Source organism: Bacillus sp. EKM208B (genome assembly GCF_011800725.1).
Lineage (GTDB): Bacteria > Bacillota > Bacilli > Bacillales > Bacillaceae > Bacillus > Bacillus velezensis.
In genome coordinates this window covers 81,379-103,746 of record NZ_JAANHO010000009.1, presented here as the reverse complement: position 1 = coordinate 103,746, position 22,368 = coordinate 81,379, and the positions used below count along the sequence as shown (strand labels likewise).

Genomic DNA, 22,368 nt, shown 5'->3' with positions numbered 1-22,368 from the left:
GCAAAATAATGATACTACAGGAGTGACATACATGAACTTTGATCTTCGAGAAAACCGTCTTGGCACACAATCGGTGAAATGGGACAAGGCGGAAGCGTTATTCGGCGTATCGAATGCGCTTCCGATGTGGGTTGCCGATATGGATTTCCGCGCTCCCGAAGCGGTCACTGACGCCTTAAAAGCCCGCCTTGACCACGGCATATTCGGTTATACGTCTCCTGACGAAAACACAAGAGAAGCCGTCGCTTCATGGCTTGAGACGCGGCACGGCTACCGGCCCGATCCCGCAAGCATCGCGTTCAGTCCCGGTGTTGTCACGGCAATCAGCATGGCCGTACAAGCCTTTACCGAACCGGGCGATCCGGTGTTGATTCAATCACCGGTGTATACGCCTTTTTATCAGATGATCAAGGAAAACAAACGGCAGGTTTTACATAACCCATTACGGGAAGAAAACGGCGTCTACTGTATGGATTTTGAGGATCTTGAGAAAAAGCTGAACGATTCTGAGGTCAAGCTGATGATTCTTTGTAACCCCCACAATCCGTCCGGCAGAGCGTGGAGCCGGGATGAGCTTATGAAGCTCGGATCGCTGTGCGCCGCCCATAACGTCACCGTCGTTTCTGACGAGATACATTCCGACTTGATGCTGTACGGAAAGCCGCATACGCCTTTCGCTTCTCTGTCTGAGGAGTTTGCGCGGATTTCCGTTACTTGTGTCGCGCCGAGCAAGACGTTTAATATTGCCGGCATTCAGGCATCCGCCATTATCATTCCCGATCGTTATAAGCGGGCGAAATTCTCCGCCGCATTGCATCAGAACGGGATTTCCAGCCTCAACACATTTGCGGTTGCAGCAATTGAAGCGGCTTATACAAAGGGAGGCCCTTGGCTTGACGCGCTGATTCCTTACATTGAAGGGAATATGAAATTGGCTGAGGACTTTTTAAGACAAGAATTGCCGAAAGTCCGCATGATGAAGCCTGACGCTTCCTATTTGATCTGGATGGATTTCAGCGAGTACGGATTTTCGGATGCCGAGCTCAAAGAAAGAATGCTCAAAAAAGGGAAAATCATATTAGAGCCGGGAACAAAATACGGACCGGGCGGCGAAGGATTTATGAGACTTAATGTCGGCTGTTCAGCCGCTGCCGTAAAAGAAGGGCTTGAGAGAATGAAAGCAGCGCTCGCTTAGCAGCGGAAAGAACGCCTTTATCAGATGAGATAAGGGCGTTCGCTTTAGAGAAATATATACTTTTTTTTCCGGTAAAGATGTTATAATAGATTCATATTTACATAGGAAAGGATTTCGCATAAATGGAGATTGTAAAGGATTACCTGCTTCACTTCTCTTTTATTTTATTCCCTATTTTTCTTTATCAAGTCTTCTGGCTCAGCAAGCCCGATTTGCTTGTGCCGAGAGCGAACCGCCTGCTGGTCGCCGTATTTGCAGCGTCATCTTCCTTATTATGTACGGCTTTTCCCATCCAGGAGCTTCATTCCGTCCGTTACGGTTTGCAGCTGATTCCCATTATCGTCTGCCTGCTTTATTCCGGTACCGGCGCAGGACTTGCCGCAGGGGCGGCATCCGTTTTTTTTCAGCTCATATGGTTTGAACCTTCCGCTCTTTTTTTCTTATCCTTAATTCCTTTTTTAATCATCATCCCTATCCAGCTCCAAACGAAATGGCCTTTTTTTTCAAAGCGGAAGAAACTGCTTTTCGCTCTTCTCATCGGCTGCACTGAAACCGCCTTATTAACCGCATCTGTCTTCATCTATTCCGCGACCAATATTTTCAATTTTCAAAATCTACCTTCCGTTTATTATGAGGCGGCAGTATCTGTTTTTTTTCAAGTCAGCGCCCTTTTGCTGTGCATTTATTTGATTGAGATCATTGATGAGAATGCGTCCATGCGGGCAAGGCTGATTCACTCAGAAAAAATGGCCGTCGTCAGCGAGCTTGCGGCAAGCGTCGCCCATGAAGTCCGCAATCCGCTTACGGTCGTCAGAGGTTTTGTGCAGCTGCTGTTCAGCGGCGAGCAGCTTCAGGACAAATCCCACTCCGGATATCAGAAACTTGTGCTGTCCGAACTCGACCGGGCTCAGACGATCATTACGAATTATCTCGATATGGCGAAGCAGGATGACTATGAAAAAGAAAAGTTTGATATTTCTCTGCTCGTAAAGGAAACAGGTTCCTTAATGGAGTCTTATGCCCATTTTAAATCGGTGACCGTTACGGTTCGAAGCGAGCCTGATTTATATGTGTTCGGCGATGTAAAAAAACTGAAACAGGCCTTCATTAATCTGATTAAAAACAGTATTGAAGCCGTGCCCTCTGAAAACGGCCGAATCGAGGTCTCCGTCCAAAAACAGGAAGAGATGATTCTCATTCAGATTACGGATAACGGAATCGGCATGTCCGATGAAGAACTGCAGAAACTCGGCAAGCCGTATTATACGCTGAAAACGAACGGCACCGGGCTCGGGCTTACCGTGACATTCTCGATTATTCAGCATCATGAAGGCTCCGTCTGTTTCACCAGCGGCGAGCACTCGGGCACAACGGCCTCAGTCAGGCTTCCGGCAGCTGTTCACTAGCCAACCGCGTTGATCTTTTATAGAATAACTAGAGAGAGGTGAACGCTATGAATACGTTTGAAATCGGCACAATCGTAAAAGGGTTTTATAAAACAGGAGCATACATAGGGGAAGTGACAGACATCAGGCCCAATCACTATTTAGTGAAAATTAAAGCCGTTCTGACGCATCCCGCTCAAGGAGATCTTCATCATCCGAAGCAGGCGGATGTTCCGTTTTTTCATGAAAGAAGAGCGCTTGCATTCGGGGAACAGACAAACATACCGCATCAGATGGTCAAACCGTTTGATGGCGAGGTGCCTGATTATACGGCTTCCTTACAAGCGGCGTCTGCCCGGCTGAAAGATCAGCTTACAGCGGACGGCTCAGAATGGGCGGAACGTTCGCTCGCCAACTTGGCCGCGTTAGAGCGTGACTATTTTAAAAGAACTTGACCCAGTCGGCATGATTGGGTTTTTTTATGTGGCCCGGCGAAACAGTTCAGTCAGATCGACGCGATCACCGATCGTCGGAGGTTTCGGTTTTTCAAGATATTGTTTATCCCGCTCGACAAGCTTGAATAATTTGTATGTCGTCCGCGCATCATCCAGCGCTTTATGATGCGTGCCCGTCCCTTTATCGCCATACTCTTCTGCCGCTTTCCAAAGGCCGGTCAATGTTCTGTCGCCGAAGAAGTTTTTGTATTCAAGGGACAGATCCCGAAGTTCTCCTTTGAACGGAAAAGGGATATGGTTAAACATGCAATTTTGCTTTAACACTTTCATATCCATATTGCCCCAGGTGACGATCGTGCAGTTTTTATCAGGATCAAGCTCATTTAATTTGCGGATGAATTCATTAAACGTGATTCCGCCGTCCACGTCTTTTTGGGTGATGTTCAGAAAGGTTTTGCATCGTTTCGTCAGCTTCGGAAATTTTTTCGGTTTGATATAACTCGAAAACGTTTCAGTCACTTCATCATTCACCGTCTTGACAATCCCCGCTTCAATAATCTCGGGAAAGAAATTTTGCGGGCTGTATTTTCCGTCAGGCATCGTAAATTCAAAATCAATAATGAGCAGACTGCGCTGATCCACTTTTTTACACCTGCCTTTCCTCCGATCAAAAATGATATTTTATGATAGTATATCAGTTTCCCCTCTGAAACTTTCTTCATTTTCTAAAAATAATGAATTTTCCTATATCCGCATCGAAAATACAAATACCGGATTCATTCCTATATACTAATGATTAGATACACGAAAAGTAAAGAAGGTGATGTTATTTCTGTCCGTAAGAAGAACTTCGTCGTCATTTGGATTACAAATTTCTTTATTTCCGCCAGCATGACCATGATTGTTCCGTTTCTTTCGTTATATATCGAAACGATCAGCCCCCATTCGGGCGGGTATGTGCAGAGATGGAGCGGGTATGTGTTCGGCGTCACGTTTTTAATGGCATTTGTGATTTCCCCGTTTTGGGGAAGATTCGGCGATAAGCGCGGCTACAAAAAAATTCTCTTGATTACAGGAACCGGCATTGCCATCAGCATTTTATTGATGGGGTTTGTGACATCCGTTTATCAGCTGTTTGTCCTGCGGCTGCTTATGGGTCTAGTAACAGGCTTTGTTCCGACATCGCTTGCCATGATTTCGGCGCAGACGCCGAAAGAGACTGCCGGGAAGACGCTCGGCACGCTGCAGATGGGTCAGGTGTCAGGAACTTTATTCGGACCGATGCTGGGCGGGCTGCTCGCTGACAGCTTCGGGTTTACGTACACATTTTTTATTACGTCCTTTGTCATTTTCGCATCTGTGCTTCTCGTTTTATTTCAGGTGAATGAGCAGCCGCTCGGCGAGAAACAAAACAAGCGGAAAACCTATTCCAGAAAACAGGTGCTCTCCTATATTTTTCACCAGCCCGCGCTTTGGGCGATGATGGTGCTTACTATGATCGTGCAGACCGGCAATTTCAGCATTCAGCCGCTGCTCGCTTTATATGTCAATGAGCTGCACGGACCTGTTAATTTAGCTTTTTTCTCCGGAATGGCGTTTTCAGCGACCGGACTCGGAAGCTTATTGCTTGCCCGGAAATGGGGGGACTTCGGCGACCGCTTCGGCCACAGCCGGATCTTAATCGTGCTTTTGATTGCCTCAGCGGTGTTTTTCATTCCGCAGGCGCTCGCCTCCTCCCTCTCCATTCTGTTAGTCTTCAGATTTCTGTTCGGCATGGTCATGGGCGGCACGCTCCCCTGCATTACGGCCGCAATCCGCGTCAGGGCGCCGGGCAGCATCCAGGGAGAGGTGCTCGGCTATAACGTCAGCTTTCGTTTTCTCGGAAATGTGCTCGGCCCTCTGCTCGGAGGTGCGGTCTCGAGCGGTTTTTCCATTTCGGCTGCTTTCTACGTCACCGCCTTTCTCTTTTTAATAGGCGCGGGGCTTTTATGGATGGCGGGACATTTGCAAAAGGATACAGCGTCAAATGCGGGCTGACCGGCAGCGATCACGATTTCTTCTAAATTTAACCTTCTCGTATTCTTAAAAGAATGATACGATATGGCTAGAAATCAGGAGAAAAGAGAGTGACCATGGTACGTAAAATAATCGGATGGATTTTGCTGCTCGGCATTATCCCGTTGTTTGCATTTACAGTTATTGCTTCCGGCAAAGAGGTAAAACAAATCAAGCCTTTTGATCAGGTGCTCGATAAACATATTGATTTAAAAGCGATCAACCTGGTTCAAAACAGTTACATGTATGACAGGGACGGAAGCCTTGTTTCTGAGATTGTCAGCGATCATGAGAACCGCGTGATCGTGCCCTTTAATAAAATACCGAATGAGGTAAAACAGCTGTTTTTAACCTCTGAAGACCGTCATTTTTATGAGCATAAAGGGTTTGACTTTATGGGGATGGTCAGGGCGGCCGCCTCCAATTTCAAAGATCATAAAATTGATCAGGGCGCCAGCACCATCACCCAGCAGCTGGCAAGGAATGTGTATTTAAGCCATGAACGCACCTTCAGCCGAAAACTGACGGAGCTGGCCTATTCCTATCAGCTTGAGAAAAAATACAGCAAAGATGAGATTTTAGAAGGCTACTTAAATACGATTTATTTTAATAACGGCGTATACGGCGTCGGTTCGGCGGCACAATTTTATTTCAGCAAGCCGCTGAAATCTCTCACTTTGGGAGAGATGGCCTTTATCTGCGCTATCCCTAATAACCCTACATTATATGATCCTCTCAAGCATTTTGATTATACGAAAAAACGACAAGTCAGATTGCTTAACGGATTGAAAAAAGCAGGCGTTATATCCGGGAAACAGCTGAAAAAAGCCGAAAAGGAAAAGATCAAGCTTGATATAAACGAAAAAACAAATAAATATCCTGACTATGTTTCCTATGTAAATGATGAATTCACACAGCTTGTTTCATCATCCGAAGGCTATGACAAACGTCTTGAAAAAGCTTCCGGAAAGGCGAAACAAAAAATACAGAGTGAGCTTTCCGACAGGGTCAGCACATTGTTAAAAGACGGCGTGAAGATTTATACGGCGCTGAATCCGTATATGCAAAACCAGGTCGTCGCCCAAGTGAATCAAAATCTGCCGTATGCAGGCGTCCAGGGCGGAGCGGCCGTGATTAATCATCAGACGCATCAGATTATCGCGCTTTCAGGCGGGAAAGATTATCATAAATATGATTTCAACCGCGCCTATCAAGCATACAGACAGCCCGGTTCATCCATTAAGCCGCTGCTTGATTACGGACCTTACATTGAAAAGACCGGCGCAACGCCACACAGCAAGATTGACGCAAGCAAATTCTGCAGTGCGGATTACTGCCCGCAGAACTATAATAACCGCACGTACGGCACGGTCACGCTGGAAACGGCGTTTAAATACTCGTACAACACACCAGCCATCAGAATCATGGACCGCGTCGGCGTCAATAAGGCGTTCAGCTACCTTGAACCGTTTCATTTCGCGAAGCTGGTCAGCGCGGATTACCGTCTGCCTGCGGCGCTTGGCGGTTTTACAAACGGCATGACGCCGCTTGAAATGACCAATGCGTATACCACGTTCGGCAACAACGGCGTTTATACGCCGAGTCACGCGATTACAAAAGTGACTGATTTAAAAGGAAAAACGATATTAAAATGGAAAGATGAGCCGACGCAGGTATTCAGCGTGCGGACCAACATGCAGATCAAAGAAATGATGAAAGCCGTCGTCAAAAGCGGTACAGGAAAGAAAGCGAACTTTAAAGCTCCGTACGTCGGCGGAAAATCAGGAACGTCAAATGACTATCACGATATGTGGTTTGTCGGTCTGACGGACGCTTATACGATGGGGGTATGGGTCGGCAAGGATACACCGTCAAGCGTCGAATATCTTCATGACGCAAGCCCTCAGCTTTCGATCTGGAAAAACACGCTGCAGGCAGCTTACTAAAGATAACGGAGGGGATCCGCTTTGAAACCAGCTCAGCTTCCGGACCGCGTGCTTTTGTTTGACGGCGTCTGCAACTTATGCAGCGGCGCCGTTCAATTCATCATTAAACGCGATCCGACCGGCAAAATCTCATTTGCTTCATTGCAATCAGATACCGCCCGGGAGCTTTTGGCATCAGAAGGACTTCCGACAGAACAATTTGACAGCATGATTTTTATCGAAAACGGGCGGATATACAAAAAATCCGCAGCCGTGTTAAAGGTTTCACGTCATCTCCGCGGAGCCTGGCGGCTGTCAGCGGTTTTTTTCGCAGTGCCCCGCCCCCTCAGGGACAGAGCCTATTCTTTCATCGCCCGGCGCCGTTACAAATGGTTCGGAAAAAGGGAAGCATGCATGCTCCCCTCCCCTGAGATCAAAAACAGATTTCTGTCTTAACAAAAATGGCTAGCTTACACAGGTAAGCTAGCCATTATGCTATTATAAAGCTTGATAAAGATGTACAAAATACCGATAACAAAAGTAAACCAAAACAGAATCTCAAGCAATATAAAACCGATCAGCGAAACGATAGAGAGTGTCGAATAGATTCTGTACACCATGAAAATCAAATAAACGAGCGTAACAACGGCAAATAACGCCGCAATCCAAAAACCATTCTGCACGAGCGCAAAGGAAAGAATTCCTCCGCCTACATAAATTAAAGAGCCTAATCTGATTTTTTTCAGATTGTCCCCCTCAGGGTCATTTGTGAAAAACAAAAGAGACAGCTCTGTCACTGTGTTTGCAATCAGCTTCAAAGCCGAAAAGAGCATAAAATACACAAGGGCGAACGCTGCAAAAAGCGCCAGTCTGATCCCTTTCTCAGAGAAATAATCCAGCATCCCCTGATACATGCCGAGCGTCTGAAGTATCTTCATGACATAAAGCGAGGTAGAAATGGATAATGACGAACTAAAAAGCAGAATCGCAACGAGCGGAAAATAACCCGTCCAATAAGTATTTTTCATATAAAAAGTCCCTTTCTGTAATCTACCTCACTTATTATGGAGGACTTAAAACACATTGACAAGATAAAAAATACCATTTTTCCTCACTTTTACGAAATAAGGGCCTGATCTTCACAAACCGGCTTTTTCGGAGTAAAGTAGAACGCGGGAATGATAAACGTAAGGAAGGCTGTTATGAAAAAAACATTAAAATTGCAAACCCGATTAACGATATTCGTCTGTATTGTCGTCCTTATCGCACTTTGTATCACCTTTTTCACGATCAGCGTCCAAACAGCAGACCGCGTGAAAGAAGAAGAACGGACAACCGCGCTGCGCACCGCAAAGCTGGTCGCGGAAACACCGAGTGTCACGCAGGCATTGCAAACAAGAAAAGGGCTGAAAGAGCTCCGGGATTATACATTAGACGTCCAGCATACGACAGGAACCGAATTTGTCGTGGTGATGGATATGAACAGCATCCGCCTCACCCACCCCGACGCAAATAAAATCGGGAAGAAATTCACCGGCGGAGACGAACAGCCGGCGATGCACGGCCATATCAAAACGAGCACATCAGCGGGAACCCTCGGGAAATCCATGAGAGCCTTCGTACCGATCTATGGAAAAGATAAAAAACAAGTGGGCGTCGTTTCGGTCGGAATTTCGCTTAACAAAATACAGGATGTCGTCAGCCACAGTTTGAGACCGCTTTATTTCATCATCTGCGTAAGTATTTTTGTCGGCGTCATCGGAGCCGTCATTGTCGCCCGCACCGTCAAAAACATTATGTACGGTCTTGAGCCTTATGAAATCGCCACCCTGCTGGAAGAGCGGAGCGCCATGCTCGAATCAACGAAGGAAGGCATCCTGGCGGTTGACGCGCGGGGAAAAATTAAGCTTGCCAATGCGGAAGCGAAACGGCTTTTTATTAAAATGGGTATTCCGACTAATCCGGTCGATCAAGATGTGAACGATATTCTCCCGAAAAGCCGGCTGAAACAGGTGATTGAAACGAAAAAACCGCTTCAGGACAGGGATATCCGCATTAACGGGCTTGAGCTGGTCTTTAATGAGGTTCCGATTCATCTGAAAGGACAAACCGTCGGAGCGATCGCCACGTTCAGGGACAAAACGGAGGTCAAACATTTAGCAGAACAGCTGTCCGGTGTTAAAATGTATGCAAACGCATTAAGAGCCCAGTCTCATGAATTCATGAATAAGCTTCATGTCATTTTAGGGCTTGTCCAGTTAAAAGAATACGATGATCTCGGCACTTACATTAAGGACATTGCCATTCAGCAGAAGACGGAAACAAGCGAGATTATAAGTGATGTCAAAAGTCCGGTTCTCGCAGGGTTTCTTCTAGGAAAACAAAGCTACATACGCGAACAGGGTGCTGATCTGGACATTCAGCTCGGCAGCCTGATCCCGAATGCGGCAGATCCGGCCGTCATCCATGAGCTCATTACGATTATCGGAAACCTGTTAAACAACGCGCTCGACGCGGTGGCGCAGATGCCGAAAAAAAACATTACGTGCTCAATGCGGTTTCAGGATCGCCAGCTTGATATAGAGATTACGGACACGGGAGCCGGAATGTCTGCGGCAGACCAAGCCCGTATTTTTGAACAAGGTTATTCCACGAAAGGGACAAACCGGGGGTTCGGCCTCTATTTCACCCAGCAGGCAACAGAAAATTTAAAAGGCCATATGATTGTGACAAGTGAAAAGAATGAAGGAACGACTTTCAGTCTTCGCATTCCGTATGAACCGAAGGAGGAAAATGATGATTAATGTACTCATAGTTGAAGACGACCCCATGGTGGGTGAATTAAATAAACGCTATCTCAGCCAGATTGAAGGATTTCAGCTGAAAGGGATCGCATCATCCTTTCAAAGCGCGCTGCACGTGCTGAGCGAGCATCATATCGATCTCATCCTTCTTGACATTTACATGCCGGGAAAAAACGGGCTTGAGCTTTTAACGGAAATCCGCAAGCAAAATGAATCGGTTGATGTCATCGTCATTTCGGCCGCAAGCGAGCTGGACGTCATCAAAAAAACGCTTCGGTACGGCGCCGTCGATTATTTAATCAAACCATTTGAATTTGACCGCTTTCAAACCGCTCTTTCCGACTACAGACGCAAGCAGAAAGTTTATCAATCACACAGAAGCATGACACAGAAAGAATTGGATGCCGAGCTTTTTCAAAAGAAAGAAGCGGCGGAAAAGGTTCACCTTCCGAAGGGATTGACAAAAAGCACGCTTAAACTCATCTGGGCGAGCATTGAGTCTTTCGGTGACGGCTCTTTTACCACGGAAGATCTCGCCAAGCATACTGAAATCTCGCAAGTCTCCATCCGGAAATACCTTAAATTTCTGGAAGACATACAAGTGCTGAATGTAGAGATGGCGTACGGCACGATCGGCAGACCCGTCTTTCAATATCATATCAACACCGGCAATGTCAGCAGCATCAAACAATATTTATAATGTCAAAAAGCGCCGTTCCGCTGTGAACGGTGCTTTTTTACTGTCATATCCCGTGACAAAAGGCTTGAGATTCCTTTTTGATATGCTATATAAGGATAATGACCCGGCTGATCCTCCTCTGTTTTATCCAGATGAGGAAGCCGATTCATAAAATTGATATTTTTTAAAAAATAAGCAAATTTCTATTTATTTATGGCGGGTAAAATGATAAATTATGATTGGTTAGCAGATCTTTTCAGATAAGTCATAAGTCCCGAACCCGGAAGAGACAGCCGCTCAAGGCGGGAAAAAGAGAGACGTCTCATCATTATTATCAGAAAGTTTTTTCGATTCTGCATCCGGTACGGGGACTCAAGTCTGAATTGAACGGCACAGCCATATTTTACAGGGGGGTTATATCTTTGAAAAAACGCAAAATCGGAATGGCGATGGCGCTCATCGCGGCGGCCGGAACCATATTAAGCGCATGCGGTTCAAGTGACAAAGCAAACGGCTCCGGCAGCAAAAACTTTACCGTCGGCATGGTAACGGATATCGGCGGTGTCGATGACAAATCATTTAACCAGTCCGCCTGGGAAGGTATTCAGGCATTCGGAAAAGACAACGGGCTTACAAAAGGCAAAAGCGGTTTTGACTATCTTCAATCAAAATCAGATGCGGATTATACAACGAACTTAAATAAATTAGCGCGGGAACACTTTGACCTGATTTACGGCGTCGGGTATCTGATGCAGGATTCCATCAGCGAAATCGCCGATCAGCGCAAAGACACAAATTTTGCGATCATTGACGCCGTTGTCAAAAAAGACAACGTGGCGAGCCTTACATTTAAGGAGCAGGAAGGTTCATTCCTCGTGGGAGCGGCCGCTGCGCTATCGAGCAAAACGGGAAAAGTCGGATTCGTGGGCGGAATGGAGTCTGAATTGATCAAAAAATTCGAAATCGGCTTCCGCGCGGGTGTACAAGCCGCAAATCCGAAAGCGACCGTCGAAGTGAAATATGCGGGCGGATTTGACAAAGCCGATGTCGGTAAGGCGACGGCTGAAAGCATGTACAAATCAGGCGTTGACGTCATTTATCACGCGGCCGGCGCAACGGGAACGGGCGTCTTCACAGAAGCGAAAAATCTGAAAAAAGAAGATCCGAAGCGGAACGTATGGGTTATCGGTGTTGATAAAGACCAGTACGCGGAAGGTCAAGTCAAAGGCACAAAAGACAATGTCACTCTCACATCAATGGTCAAAAAAGTGGATACAGCCGTAGAGGACTTAACGAAAAAAGCGAGTGACGGGAAATTCCCGGGCGGCAAAACATTAACATACGGTTTGGCGCAAGATGCAGTTGGCATCTCGGATCACAAGGAGAACCTTTCTGACGATGTCATCAAAGCAACAGACGATTGGAAGAAGAAAATCGCGGACGGACTCGAGATCCCTTCAACTGAAAAAGAATTGAAATCCTTCAAGGCTGAGTAAGAATCAGGGGATAAGGAGACTTCCGTGCTTATCCCCTCTCTTTTATGAAAAGAGCGGTGAAGGAAAAGCTGCATCTCTTGCAGCTTTTCTTTTGCCAAGCTCTTTCTCATCAAAGTATCTCTGAAAAGGAGCGTCAAATCGGTGGATTATATCATTGAAATGCTTAATATACGCAAGGAGTTTCCCGGAATCGTCGCCAATGATGACGTCACGCTTCAAGTGAAAAAAGGCGAAATACACGCCCTTCTCGGTGAAAACGGCGCCGGAAAATCGACACTCATGAACGTTTTATTCGGCCTGTATCAGCCGGAAAAAGGCGAGATCCGGGTGCGGGGCGAACGCGTTCACATCAACAGCCCGAACAAAGCCAACGATCTTGGCATCGGGATGGTGCACCAGCATTTTATGCTTGTGGATACCTTTACCGTCTCAGAAAATATCATTCTCGGAAAAGAGCCGAAAACTTTCGGCCGGATTGACAGACAGCGCGCCGACCGGGACGTGCGCGATATTTCCGACCGTTACGGCCTGCACATTGATCCTGAAGCCAAAGTTGCCGATATTTCCGTCGGTATGCAGCAGCGGGCGGAAATATTAAAGACCCTCTACCGGGGCGCCGACATTCTCATTTTTGACGAGCCGACCGCGGTGCTGACTCCGCACGAAATTCAAGAACTGATTCAGATTATGAAAAATCTTGTCAATGAAGGAAAATCAATTATCCTCATCACCCACAAATTAAAAGAGATTATGGAAGTCTGCGATCGTGTCACCATCATCCGGAAAGGAAAAGGCATTACAACTCTCGATGTCGCACATACGGATCAAGATGAACTGGCAAGCCTGATGGTCGGACGCGAAGTGTCATTCAAGACGGATAAACAAGCGGCCGATCCGAAACAAGAAGTGCTTTCACTTTCTGATGTAACGGTTGAAGACGCGCGCGGCGTTGAGGCGGTCAAGCAGCTCTCCCTCTCAGTCAGAGCCGGTGAAATCGTCGGCATTGCGGGCGTTGACGGAAACGGCCAGTCTGAATTAATTGAAGCCATTACAGGTCTCAGAAAAACAAATGCCGGCACGATCACGTTAAACGGCAAACAGCTGCAAAACATACCGCCCAGGAAAGTCACTGAAGCCGGCATCGGGCATATTCCGCAGGACAGGCATAAACACGGGCTCGTCCTTGATTTTCCGATCGGAGAAAATATCGTGCTGCAAAGTTATTACCAAAAGCCCTACTCTTCTTTCGGCATACTAAATAAACACACGATTTATGACAAAGCGCGAAGCCTGATTGAAGAATACGATGTCAGAACACCTGATGAATATACGCCTGCGCGCGCTCTCTCCGGGGGGAATCAGCAAAAGGCCATTATCGGCCGGGAAGTGGACAGAAATCCGGATCTTTTAATTGCGGCCCAGCCGACGCGGGGACTCGATGTCGGCGCGATTGAATTCGTCCATAAAAAGCTCATTGAGCAGCGTGATGCCGGTAAAGCGGTGCTTCTGTTATCTTTTGAACTTGATGAAATAATGAATCTCAGCGATCGCATCGCCGTCATCTTTGAAGGCAGCATCATCGCAAACGTCAATCCGCTTGAAACAAACGAGCAGGAGCTCGGACTTTTAATGGCGGGAAGTAAGCAAATGGAGGCGGGGAAAACACATGATTAATCGACTTTCTCATCTGGCTGTGCCGCTGATTGCGATCATCCTTGGGTTAGCTGCGGGTGCGGTCATCATGCTCGCCAGCGGCTACAATGTCGTAAGCGGGTATTCGGCTCTTTGGAGCGGCATTTTCGGTGAAGTGTATTACATCGGGGAATCGATCCGGCAGATTACGCCATATATTTTGTCCGGATTGGCCGTGGCATTCGCATTTCGGACCGGCCTGTTTAATATCGGGGTTGAAGGACAGCTCCTTGTCGGCTGGACCGCCGCGGTGTGGGTCGGCGCTTCCTTTGACGCCCCCGCTTACATCCACCTTCCGCTTTCGTTATTGGCGGCCGCGGCTGCGGGCGGCATTTGGGGCCTGATTCCCGGATTTTTAAAAGCCCGTTTTTTTGTCCACGAAGTGATTGTCACGATCATGATGAATTATATCGCTCTTCATTTAACCAATTATCTCATTTCCGATGTCATGACGGACCACCGGGACAAAACAGACAAAATTCATGAAAGCGCGTCGCTCCGCTCGCCGTTTTTAGAGCAGCTGACAGATTACTCCCGCCTTCACTGGGGCATTCTGATCGCTCTGTTTGCGGCAGTTCTCATGTGGTTTATCATTCATAAAACAAAAAGCGGATTTGAATTCCGGGCTGTCGGCTTTAACCAGCACGCCGCACAATACGCCGGAATGAGCGTCAGAAAAAATATGATGTACGCCCTGATGATTTCCGGCGCCTTCGCGGGGCTTGCCGGCGCGATGGAAGGACTCGGAACCTTTCAATACGCGGCGGTTAAGGGCGCCTTTACCGGCGTCGGCTTCGACGGCATTGCGGTTGCGCTTCTCGGCGGCAGCACGGCAATCGGCGTTGTTCTGGCGGCATGTCTTCTCGGCGGCCTTAAAGTCGGGGCATTAAATATGCCGATTGAATCCGGGGTGCCTTCTGAAGTCGTTGACATCGTCATCGCCATTATTATTTTGTTTGTGGCATCAAGCTACGCCATCCGTCTCATCCTTGATAAATTGAAGAAAAAGGGGGCGAAGTAAGTGGACTTCCTGCAGATTTTATCCATTATTGTCCCGGCAACACTCGTATATGCGGCTCCGCTTATTTTAACCGCTCTCGGCGGCGTGTTTTCTGAAAGATCGGGAGTTGTCAACATCGGTCTTGAAGGACTGATGATTATCGGCGCCTTTACAAGCGTCATGTTCAACTTATTTTTCGGACGCGAGCTTGGCGCCGCCGCTCCGTGGCTCGCTCTGGCTGCGGCTATGATTGCCGGCGGACTGTTCTCACTGATCCACGCGGCGGCCGCAGTTTCTTTCCGCGCCGATCAGACGGTAACCGGTGTGGCGATCAATATGCTCGCGTTAGGAGCGACACTGTTTATCGTCAAGCTGATTTACGGAAAGGCGCAGACTGATAAAATCCCGGAGCCCTTTTACAAAACGAACATTCCCGGGTTAAGCGATATTCCGGTTTTAGGAAAGATTTTCTTTTCCGACGTCTATTATACGTCGATTTTAGCCATCGTACTGGCCTTTGTTTCCTGGTTTATTTTATTCAAAACGCCGTTCGGCCTCCGCATCCGTTCTGTCGGGGAACATCCGATGGCGGCCGATACGATGGGAATCAACGTGTTCGGCATGCGCTATATCGGCGTCATGATCAGCGGGCTGTTCGGCGGGCTCGGCGGCGGTGTATATGCTTCCACGATCGCGCTTGATTTCACCCACTCCACCATTTCCGGGCAAGGCTTTATCGCTCTTGCCGCGCTGGTTTTCGGCAAATGGCATCCGATCGGCGCGCTCGGGGCTGCACTGTTCTTCGGGTTTGCACAGAGTTTGAGCATTATCGGCTCGCTTTTGCCCCTGTTCAAAGACATTCCGAATGTATACATGCTGATGGCTCCTTACATTCTGACCATTCTCGCGCTTGCCGGCTTCATCGGCCGCGCGGACGCGCCTAAAGCCAACGGCATCCCTTACATTAAAGGAAAACGCTGATTGCCACACAAAAAGAGTTCCGCACCCTGGTGCCGGAACTCTTTTCATCTATATACGATTCTGATATACTCACGCGGCTGAAACGGCGTTTGCATTGATTCAGCCGCACTCAGCTTGTCTTCTGCGTATTCCGCACCGAGAAAAAAACGCTCCCATTCATCTGCCTCCGTCTTCTGCCTCCCTTTGCAGAAATCATCCGCTATGAATGTTCCTGCAATAATAGAACAAAATATTCCAATACAGGCCGCCGCCTTTCTCTTCATAATGACCAGCTCCTTTTTTAAAAGCTTGATCTGAAAGATAAATGTATATACAAAGATCAGGATATTTGATAAATTTATTTTAGGTTCAAAAGACCACAAAAACACAGAAAGGAATACATTATGCCGTAGCAGGGTAAAAAAAAGTGCGATATAATTTGTACTGGGTCCTATGACCGTGAATTGATTGATTCATTCTTACATAAAGCAGTTGCTTGATGAAAAAACAAGCAAAGGAGGTCTTCTGTTGCAGCTGTTACATTTCGCGATTTTGGCGCCTTTTTTATTTGCATTTATCGTTCCCTTTCTTTATAAACGGGTAAAACAAGTCCATACAGGCTGGTTTGTGCTGATAGTGCCCGTTGTGCTGTTTGTTTACTTTATCAGCAAGCTCCCTGTCACAATGGCTGGGGAAACCGTCCGGTATGCGGCCGAATGGATTCCGTCCCTCGGTATTAACTATACCGTTTATATTGACGGACTCGGGCTGTTATTCGCTTTATTGATTACGGGCATCGGCTCTTTGGTGACGCTTTACAGTATTTTTTACTTATCGAAGGACAAAGAAAAGCTCGGCCCCTTTTATGTGTACCTGCTGATGTTTATGGGCGCGATGCTCGGCGTTGTGCTCGTCGATAACGTTATCGTTCTTTATATGTTCTGGGAGCTGACAAGCCTGTCATCCTTCTTATTAATCGGGTATTGGCATAAGCGGAAGAAATCACGCTACGGTGCGGAAAAGTCACTGCTGATTACCGTCGGCGGCGGGCTGTGCATGCTCGGCGGCTTTATCCTGCTGTATCTGATGACGGATTCTTTCAGTATCAGGGAAATGGTCAACCAGGTGCATATTATCGCAGGCCATCCGTTCTTTATTCCGGCGATGGTTCTCCTGTTATTGGGAGCCTTTACGAAATCAGCGCAGTTTCCGTTTTATATCTGGCTGCCTGATGCCATGGAGGCGCCGACTCCTGTCAGCGCCTATCTGCACTCGGCTACAATGGTGAAAGCGGGCATTTATGTGATTGCCAGATTCAGTCCGGTTTTTGCATTTTCACCCGTCTGGTTTTGGACGGTTGCCTCAGTCGGCCTGATCACGATGGTATGGGCTTCCTTCAATGCGATTAAACAAACCGATTTAAAAGCGATTCTGGCATTTTCCACAGTCAGTCAGCTCGGTATGATTGTATCGATGCTCGGCGCAGGAGCCGCCGCACTTCATTACCAGCATTCAGAGTATTTTACGGCGGCTGTCACCGCGGCTGTGTTTCACTTAATTAACCATGCTACTTTTAAAGGAAGTTTATTTATGGCGGTCGGCATTATCGACCATGAAACGGGAACACGGGACATCCGCAGGCTCGGCGGCCTGATGGCGCTTATGCCGGTAACGTTCACCGTTTCACTGATCGGAACGTTTTCCATGGCGGGCCTCCCTCCGTTTAACGGCTTTTTAAGTAAAGAAATGTTCTTTACAAGTATGCTGCGGATTGCTCATGCAGATATTTTCAGCCTGGATACGTGGGGCGTGCTGTTCCCCGTTCTCGCATGGATCGGGAGCGTCTTCACTTTCATCTACAGCATGAAGCTGTTTTTCAGAACGTTCAGCGGCGCGCGCAAACCTGATCAGCTTGAAAAGACGCCGCATGAAGCACCGCTCGGCATGCTGATTTCGCCGGTGATCCTTGCCGCTTGCGCCGTCAGTCTGTTTTTTGCACCGAACGTTTTGTCTTACAGCCTGATTGAACCGGCGATGAACTCCATTTATCCGGCTCTGTTAACCGGCGGAGATACATTCCATGTCCATATTTCCCGGTGGCACGGGGTGACGGCTGAGGTAATGATGACCCTCGGCATCATCATTGTCGGCACGATCGGTTACGTAACGCTGTCTAAATGGGAGCGTTTGTACGGTCTGTTTCCGAAAAAACTGACGCTGAACAAGCTTTACGATGCGGTGACAGGCAGTATGGAAAAAAGATCTTACCAGCTGACGTCATCGTATATGACCGGATTTTTGCGGGATTATCTGCTGTATATTTTTGCGGCGTTTATCATTCTCATCGGAGCGGCGTTCGTCATGAAAGGCGGCTTTTCCATGACAGTGAAAGGCATGGCTGAAATCGGCCTGTATGAAATCGTGCTGTCCCTCGTTATGGTGAGCGCAACGATTGCGACTGTGTTCGCCAAATCGCGGCTGACGGCCATTATCTCACTCGGTGTTGTCGGGTACACACTCGCGCTGTTTTTCGTGATTTTCAGAGCGCCCGATCTGGCGCTCACGCAGCTCGTCATTGAGACGATATCCGTCGCCTTGTTTCTTCTTTGTTTTTACCATCTGCCGAAAATGCGGCGGAAAAAGAAGACAAGAACATTCCGGATGACGAATTTTATCATTTCTCTCGGCGTCGGCGTGATCGTGACAATGCTCGGAATCGCGTCTTCCAGCGAAAAAACAAAAGACAGCATCTCCTCCTTTTTCACCGCTTACAGCCATAAGCTCGGGGGAGGAAACAATATCGTCAACGTCATCCTCGTTGATTTCAGGGGATTTGATACGATGTTTGAAATCACGGTGCTGTCGATTGCCGCACTCGGGATTTACGGCATGATCAGAACAAAAGTAAAAGAGGAGGGAGAAGAGCGTTGAGACAGCAAAAAACAAACGACATCATCCTTCAGACGGCAACGAAGCTTGTATCTTTTATCATTCTGCTTTTCTCTTTCTATTTATTTTTATCGGGGCATAACGCTCCCGGCGGAGGATTTGTCGGCGGACTGATTACGTCTTCGGCCATCGTGCTGTTGCTTTTGGCCTTTGATTTAAAAACCGTCAAATCGATTTTGCCTGTCAATTTTATTTATGTGGCGGGCGCGGGTCTGCTTATCGCGATTGCAACGGGTGCAGGTTCGTTCTTATTCGGAGCACCCTTTCTCACCCATACATTCGGCCATTTTCATCTCCCGGTGCTTGGGAATACGGAGCTTGCGACGGCCACTTTGTTTGATTTAGGTGTGTATCTCGTTGTTGTCGGCGTGACGATGACCATTATTCAAACGATTGGAGAGGAAGAATAGTGGAAATCTTAATGTCTGTCATTGCCGGTATTTTGTTTATGGCGGCAACCTACCTGCTGCTTTCTAAAAGTCTGCTGCGCGTGATTATCGGCACCGCGCTTTTAAGCCACGGCGTCCATTTGCTGCTCCTGACCATGGGCGGACTGAAAAAAGGCGCTCCTCCCATACTGGGCGGAAAAAGCACGTCGTTTGTCGATCCGCTGCCGCAGGCACTCATACTGACGGCGATCGTTATTTCGTTCGGCGTCACGTCCTTCCTGCTTGTGATGGCGTTTCGCGCCTATCAGGAACTGAAAACGGACGATATGGATCGAATGAGGGGAAATGATCAACATGAATAACTTTGTGATATTGCCTATTCTGGTGCCGCTGCTTGCCGGAGTGCTGCTGATTTTTATGAACAGGCGCGTGATGCTGATGCGGATATTCAGCACTGCCGCTTCCTGTGTCTCCATCGTCATCAGCGCCGCTCTCGTTCAGACTGTTTTCACACACGGAATTCAGACGCTGACACTCGGCGGATGGAAAGCGCCGTACGGCATTGTGCTCGCCTCGGATCAGCTCGCCGCACTGCTTGTTTTGACGACCGCCATAATCGGGCTGCTCGTCATCCTGTACTCCTTCCGCTCCATCGGAGAAAAAAGGGAGCGCGCTTTCTATTATTCAGGGGTGCAGTTTCTTCTGGCCGGCGTAAGCGGAGCGTTTTTGACGGGTGACCTGTTCAACATGTACGTCTTTTTTGAGCTTCTGCTTATCGCGTCCTATATGCTGATCGTGCTTGGCGGAACGAAAATTCAATTAAGAGAATCATTGAAGTATATCGTGTTTAACATTGTGTCATCCGCGTTTTTTGTCATCGGCGTCGGTTACTTATACGCGGTGACGGGCACGCTGAATATGGCTGATCTAAGCGTAAAAATAAGCGAATCGGGCCAGACCGGGCTGATCACCGTCATCGGCGTCCTTCTTCTCGTCGTTTTCGGTTTAAAGGGCGGGATATTCCCGCTGTATTTCTGGATGCCGGGCTCTTATTACGCCCCGCCGGCTGCAATTTCGGCTTTATTCGGGTCTCTTTTGACGAAAGTCGGTCTGTATGCCATTTTAAGAGTATTCACCCTGATCTTTATTCACGATACGGGCTTTACCCACCAATTGATGATGTGGCTTGCGATGCTGACGGTGTTATTCGGCGTAATCGGATCTATCGCCTTTTCGGATGTCATGAAAATCGTCATCTACAATATTATTACAGCCGTCGGCGTGATTTTGTTCGGCATTGCCATGAACACGCCGGCCTCCATTCAAGGAGCGGTTTATTACTTGATTCACGATATGCTGATTAAAGGAGCGCTGTTTATGCTTGCCGGCACGCTTATCGCATTGACAGGCACTGCCAGCCTGCATAAAATGGGCGGACTGATCACCCGTTATCCCGTTTTAGGATGGATGTTCTTTATTTCAGCCATATCTTTGGCCGGCATCCCGCCGTTCAGCGGATTTGTGGGCAAGCTGAAGATCGCGGAAGGCGGGTTCGATAAGGGGGAAACATTGTTTTCCGTATTGATTCTCTTATCAAGCCTGCTTGTGCTCTATTCCGTGCTGAAGGTTTTTACGACGGCTTTTTGGGGGGAAGAAAAAGAAATCCCCGGCGCAGGCGGACGGTCCGCAAAAGGACTTCTTTATCCGGCAGCCGCTTTTCTCCTTTTGTCGCTTCTGTTCGGGCTCGGAACCGAATGGGTTTCACCGTATGTTAATCAGACGGCTGAGAATCTGCTGAATCCGGAAAAATACATTGAAGCTGTTTTGAAGGAGTAGATGGCATGGCTTTTCAACTATTATTAAATGTTCTTCTCGCTGTTTGCTGGATGTTACTCACAAACAGCCTCAGCGCGGCGGGTTTTTTGACCGGATTTATCGCGGGCTTGGCGGCGCTGTTTTTTTTCCGGCGCTTCTTCTCGCGGCCGTTTTACATTTGGAAAATATGGTCGGTCATCAAACTGATGCTGATCTTTATAAAAGAATTATATTTGGCCAATGTCAGCGTGCTGAAAACCGTTATATCGCCGAAACTGAACATCCGCCCGGGCATTTTCGCGTTTAAGACGGAATTGACGGAGGATTGGGAGATCACGCTGCTCTCGCTGTTAATCACTTTAACACCGGGTACGCTCGTGATGGATATCTCCGATGACCGGTCGATTCTCTATATACACGCCATGGACATTGAAGATGCGGAGAAAGCGATCCATGACATCCGCGTCTCTTTTGAGAAAGCCATTCAGGAGGTGAGCCGCTGATGTTTACGTTTATTCTGCAATTATCACTCGGCATTATGGCGGTTTCGACTCTTCTGTACGTCATTCGCGTCATAAAAGGGCCTACGATACCGGACCGGGTCGTCGCGCTTGATGGGATCGGCATTAATCTGATTGCCATGACCGCGCTTGTATCCATTCTCTTAAACACATCGGCCTTTTTGGACATCATTCTGCTGCTCGGCATTTTATCGTTTATCGGCACGATTGCCTTTGCTAAGTTTTTGGAGAAAGGAGAGATTATCGAAAATGATCGAAATCGTTAAATGGGCCGTCGCCGTTTGTATTCTGATGGGATCGCTGATCTGCCTGGTCGCGTCTTTCGGCACACTCAGGCTTCCTGATGTGTATACGCGCGCCCACGCCTCTTCAAAAGGCTCGACACTCGGCGTTAATTTGGTATTGCTCGGGGTGTTAGGCTACTTGTGGATGCTGACCGGAGAAATTTCTGTAAAAATACTGCTCGGCATCATTTTTATCCTGCTGACGGCGCCGGTCGGAGCGCACCTCATATGCAGGGCCGCGTACAATTCGGGAGCGGCGCTTGATAAAAGAAGCGTTCAGGATGATTACAAAGGGATCAGAAACTTTGTGATCAAACGAAAAGAAGATTCATATTTGTAAAAACAAACAGCCGGACGATTCAGGGTTCCGGCTGTTTGTTTATTTTGTTATAACAGCCAGCGTGCAGCGGGAAACACAGATCAGCCTTTCCCGTTCATCGAAAATGTTAATCTCGTACACAATGGTTGCCCTGCCTGTGTGAACGGGTTTCGCAATCGCTGTGACCGTCCCGCCCTCTTTCACGGATTTCAAATGATTGGCATTAATCTCAAGCCCGACACACGCCTGTTTCGACCTGTCGATAAAATGCTGGGCCCCGACACTTGCAACAGTCTCCGCCAGCGCTGCTGACGCGCCACCATGCAGATATCCGAAAGGCTGCACCGTCCTCTTATCCACCGGCATCACCGCTACGCATCTCTCCGGCGTGTTTTCAGTGATTTCAATACCGAGTGCACCGAGCAATGTATTGTTCAGATTCATA

The 22,368-nt window shown here is 47.9% G+C and carries 23 protein-coding genes; 19 read left to right on the top strand and 4 right to left on the bottom strand.

What is annotated here, in order from left to right:
* Positions 1 to 31: 31 nt before the first annotated feature.
* The 3 genes from G9F75_RS15965 to kapB all read left to right on the top strand — a co-directional run bounded on the left by G9F75_RS15965 (position 32) and on the right by kapB (position 3,035).
* Positions 32 to 1,195, top strand: a complete 1,164-nt coding sequence (locus G9F75_RS15965) for a MalY/PatB family protein (RefSeq protein WP_121984665.1) — start codon at positions 32 to 34, stop codon at positions 1,193 to 1,195.
* Between the two features lie 122 nt (positions 1,196 to 1,317).
* Positions 1,318 to 2,601, top strand: a complete 1,284-nt coding sequence (locus G9F75_RS15960) for a sensor histidine kinase (protein WP_022553702.1) — start codon at positions 1,318 to 1,320, stop codon at positions 2,599 to 2,601.
* Positions 2,602 to 2,648: 47 nt separating this feature from the next.
* Entirely contained in the window at positions 2,649 to 3,035 is a 387-nt protein-coding gene (gene kapB / locus G9F75_RS15955; protein ID WP_014418751.1) for a kinase-associated lipoprotein KapB, read from the top strand.
* Positions 3,036 to 3,059: 24 nt separating this feature from the next.
* Here the strand turns inward: kapB and kapD are convergent, their stop codons facing one another.
* The gene (kapD, locus tag G9F75_RS15950) at positions 3,060 to 3,677 is read right to left on the bottom strand and encodes a 3'-5' exonuclease KapD (protein WP_003152084.1); all 618 of its coding nucleotides are present in this window, start codon (positions 3,675 to 3,677) and stop codon (positions 3,060 to 3,062) included.
* Between the two features lie 150 nt (positions 3,678 to 3,827).
* Between kapD and G9F75_RS15945 the strand changes: the two genes are divergently transcribed.
* The 3 genes from G9F75_RS15945 (at position 3,828) to G9F75_RS15935 (ending at position 7,471) form a co-directional block, all read left to right on the top strand.
* Positions 3,828 to 5,072: a multidrug efflux MFS transporter gene (locus G9F75_RS15945; protein ID WP_014418752.1), complete on the top strand. Its 1,245-nt coding sequence runs from the start codon at positions 3,828 to 3,830 to the stop codon at positions 5,070 to 5,072.
* 89 nt (positions 5,073 to 5,161) lie between these two features.
* Complete coding sequence (locus G9F75_RS15940; RefSeq protein ID WP_014418753.1) at positions 5,162 to 7,036, top strand: transglycosylase domain-containing protein; 1,875 nt, start codon at positions 5,162 to 5,164, stop codon at positions 7,034 to 7,036.
* A 21-nt stretch (positions 7,037 to 7,057) separates the two neighbouring features.
* Positions 7,058 to 7,471: a thiol-disulfide oxidoreductase DCC family protein gene (locus tag G9F75_RS15935; protein WP_022553703.1), complete on the top strand. Its 414-nt coding sequence runs from the start codon at positions 7,058 to 7,060 to the stop codon at positions 7,469 to 7,471.
* Between the two features lie 14 nt (positions 7,472 to 7,485).
* Here G9F75_RS15935 and G9F75_RS15930 read toward each other — a convergent pair whose 3' ends face one another.
* Entirely contained in the window at positions 7,486 to 8,043 is a 558-nt protein-coding gene (locus G9F75_RS15930) for a YufK family protein (protein WP_007408662.1), read from the bottom strand.
* A 174-nt stretch (positions 8,044 to 8,217) separates the two neighbouring features.
* On the opposite strand from G9F75_RS15930, the gene malK reads away from it, so the two are divergent.
* The 6 genes from malK (at position 8,218) to nupQ (ending at position 15,667) form a co-directional block, all read left to right on the top strand.
* Positions 8,218 to 9,819, top strand: a complete 1,602-nt coding sequence (malK, locus tag G9F75_RS15925; protein WP_014418754.1) for a malate sensor histidine kinase MalK — start codon at positions 8,218 to 8,220, stop codon at positions 9,817 to 9,819.
* Complete coding sequence (locus tag G9F75_RS15920; RefSeq protein WP_003152077.1) at positions 9,812 to 10,519, top strand: response regulator; 708 nt, start codon at positions 9,812 to 9,814, stop codon at positions 10,517 to 10,519. Before malK ends, G9F75_RS15920 begins: the two co-directional genes overlap by 8 nt.
* A gap of 401 nt (positions 10,520 to 10,920) precedes the next feature.
* Positions 10,921 to 11,994, top strand: a complete 1,074-nt coding sequence (locus tag G9F75_RS15915) for a BMP family lipoprotein (protein WP_007408665.1) — start codon at positions 10,921 to 10,923, stop codon at positions 11,992 to 11,994.
* 141 nt (positions 11,995 to 12,135) lie between these two features.
* Positions 12,136 to 13,668 (top strand): ABC transporter ATP-binding protein, encoded by a 1,533-nt coding sequence (locus tag G9F75_RS15910; protein WP_128496836.1) that lies wholly within the window; start codon positions 12,136 to 12,138, stop codon positions 13,666 to 13,668.
* A complete protein-coding gene (locus G9F75_RS15905; RefSeq protein WP_128496838.1) occupies positions 13,661 to 14,707 on the top strand; it encodes an ABC transporter permease in 1,047 nt (348 codons plus the stop codon). Before G9F75_RS15910 ends, G9F75_RS15905 begins: the two co-directional genes overlap by 8 nt.
* Positions 14,708 to 15,667: a guanosine ABC transporter permease NupQ gene (nupQ, locus tag G9F75_RS15900; protein ID WP_003152071.1), complete on the top strand. Its 960-nt coding sequence runs from the start codon at positions 14,708 to 14,710 to the stop codon at positions 15,665 to 15,667.
* 44 nt (positions 15,668 to 15,711) lie between these two features.
* Here nupQ and G9F75_RS15895 read toward each other — a convergent pair whose 3' ends face one another.
* Positions 15,712 to 15,930: a hypothetical protein gene (locus tag G9F75_RS15895; RefSeq protein ID WP_100262140.1), complete on the bottom strand. Its 219-nt coding sequence runs from the start codon at positions 15,928 to 15,930 to the stop codon at positions 15,712 to 15,714.
* A 244-nt stretch (positions 15,931 to 16,174) separates the two neighbouring features.
* On the opposite strand from G9F75_RS15895, the gene G9F75_RS15890 reads away from it, so the two are divergent.
* From G9F75_RS15890 to mnhG, 7 genes are read left to right on the top strand one after another with little or no spacing between them, the layout of a single operon-like run.
* Complete coding sequence (locus G9F75_RS15890) at positions 16,175 to 18,577, top strand: Na+/H+ antiporter subunit A (protein WP_127010594.1); 2,403 nt, start codon at positions 16,175 to 16,177, stop codon at positions 18,575 to 18,577.
* Positions 18,574 to 19,005 carry a Na(+)/H(+) antiporter subunit B gene (locus tag G9F75_RS15885; RefSeq protein WP_007613424.1) on the top strand — a complete coding sequence of 144 codons (432 nt, stop codon included), beginning with the start codon at positions 18,574 to 18,576 and terminating at the stop codon, positions 19,003 to 19,005. Before G9F75_RS15890 ends, G9F75_RS15885 begins: the two co-directional genes overlap by 4 nt.
* Complete coding sequence (locus G9F75_RS15880; RefSeq protein WP_003152063.1) at positions 19,005 to 19,346, top strand: Na(+)/H(+) antiporter subunit C; 342 nt, start codon at positions 19,005 to 19,007, stop codon at positions 19,344 to 19,346. The genes G9F75_RS15885 and G9F75_RS15880 overlap by 1 nt, the downstream gene beginning before the upstream one ends.
* Positions 19,339 to 20,820 carry a Na+/H+ antiporter subunit D gene (locus G9F75_RS15875; RefSeq protein WP_167409228.1) on the top strand — a complete coding sequence of 494 codons (1,482 nt, stop codon included), beginning with the start codon at positions 19,339 to 19,341 and terminating at the stop codon, positions 20,818 to 20,820. The genes G9F75_RS15880 and G9F75_RS15875 overlap by 8 nt, the downstream gene beginning before the upstream one ends.
* A 5-nt stretch (positions 20,821 to 20,825) precedes the next feature.
* Positions 20,826 to 21,302 carry a Na+/H+ antiporter subunit E gene (locus tag G9F75_RS15870; RefSeq protein ID WP_154817911.1) on the top strand — a complete coding sequence of 159 codons (477 nt, stop codon included), beginning with the start codon at positions 20,826 to 20,828 and terminating at the stop codon, positions 21,300 to 21,302.
* A complete protein-coding gene (locus tag G9F75_RS15865) occupies positions 21,302 to 21,586 on the top strand; it encodes a Na(+)/H(+) antiporter subunit F1 (protein WP_012118311.1) in 285 nt (94 codons plus the stop codon). The genes G9F75_RS15870 and G9F75_RS15865 overlap by 1 nt, the downstream gene beginning before the upstream one ends.
* Positions 21,570 to 21,944, top strand: a complete 375-nt coding sequence (mnhG, locus tag G9F75_RS15860) for a monovalent cation/H(+) antiporter subunit G (protein WP_003152056.1) — start codon at positions 21,570 to 21,572, stop codon at positions 21,942 to 21,944. The genes G9F75_RS15865 and mnhG overlap by 17 nt, the downstream gene beginning before the upstream one ends.
* Positions 21,945 to 21,983: 39 nt before the next feature.
* On the opposite strand, the gene G9F75_RS15855 is transcribed toward mnhG, so the two are convergent.
* Positions 21,984 to 22,367: a hotdog fold thioesterase gene (locus tag G9F75_RS15855; RefSeq protein WP_014418761.1), complete on the bottom strand. Its 384-nt coding sequence runs from the start codon at positions 22,365 to 22,367 to the stop codon at positions 21,984 to 21,986.
* Position 22,368: the final 1 nt, after the last annotated feature.

Coding starts and splice junctions, on each gene's coding strand:
- G9F75_RS15965 (WP_121984665.1), top strand. CDS start 32: ATGAACTTTGATCTTCGAGAAAACCGTCTTGGCACACAATCGGTGAAA.
- G9F75_RS15960 (WP_022553702.1), top strand. CDS start 1,318: ATGGAGATTGTAAAGGATTACCTGCTTCACTTCTCTTTTATTTTATTC.
- kapB (WP_014418751.1), top strand. CDS start 2,649: ATGAATACGTTTGAAATCGGCACAATCGTAAAAGGGTTTTATAAAACA.
- G9F75_RS15945 (WP_014418752.1), top strand. CDS start 3,828: ATGATTAGATACACGAAAAGTAAAGAAGGTGATGTTATTTCTGTCCGT.
- G9F75_RS15930 (WP_007408662.1), bottom strand. CDS start 8,043: ATGAAAAATACTTATTGGACGGGTTATTTTCCGCTCGTTGCGATTCTG.
- malK (WP_014418754.1), top strand. CDS start 8,218: ATGAAAAAAACATTAAAATTGCAAACCCGATTAACGATATTCGTCTGT.
- G9F75_RS15920 (WP_003152077.1), top strand. CDS start 9,812: ATGATTAATGTACTCATAGTTGAAGACGACCCCATGGTGGGTGAATTA.
- G9F75_RS15905 (WP_128496838.1), top strand. CDS start 13,661: ATGATTAATCGACTTTCTCATCTGGCTGTGCCGCTGATTGCGATCATC.
- G9F75_RS15895 (WP_100262140.1), bottom strand. CDS start 15,930: ATGAAGAGAAAGGCGGCGGCCTGTATTGGAATATTTTGTTCTATTATT.
- G9F75_RS15875 (WP_167409228.1), top strand. CDS start 19,339: ATGAATAACTTTGTGATATTGCCTATTCTGGTGCCGCTGCTTGCCGGA.
- G9F75_RS15870 (WP_154817911.1), top strand. CDS start 20,826: ATGGCTTTTCAACTATTATTAAATGTTCTTCTCGCTGTTTGCTGGATG.
- G9F75_RS15865 (WP_012118311.1), top strand. CDS start 21,302: ATGTTTACGTTTATTCTGCAATTATCACTCGGCATTATGGCGGTTTCG.
- mnhG (WP_003152056.1), top strand. CDS start 21,570: ATGATCGAAATCGTTAAATGGGCCGTCGCCGTTTGTATTCTGATGGGA.
- G9F75_RS15855 (WP_014418761.1), bottom strand. CDS start 22,367: ATGAATCTGAACAATACATTGCTCGGTGCACTCGGTATTGAAATCACT.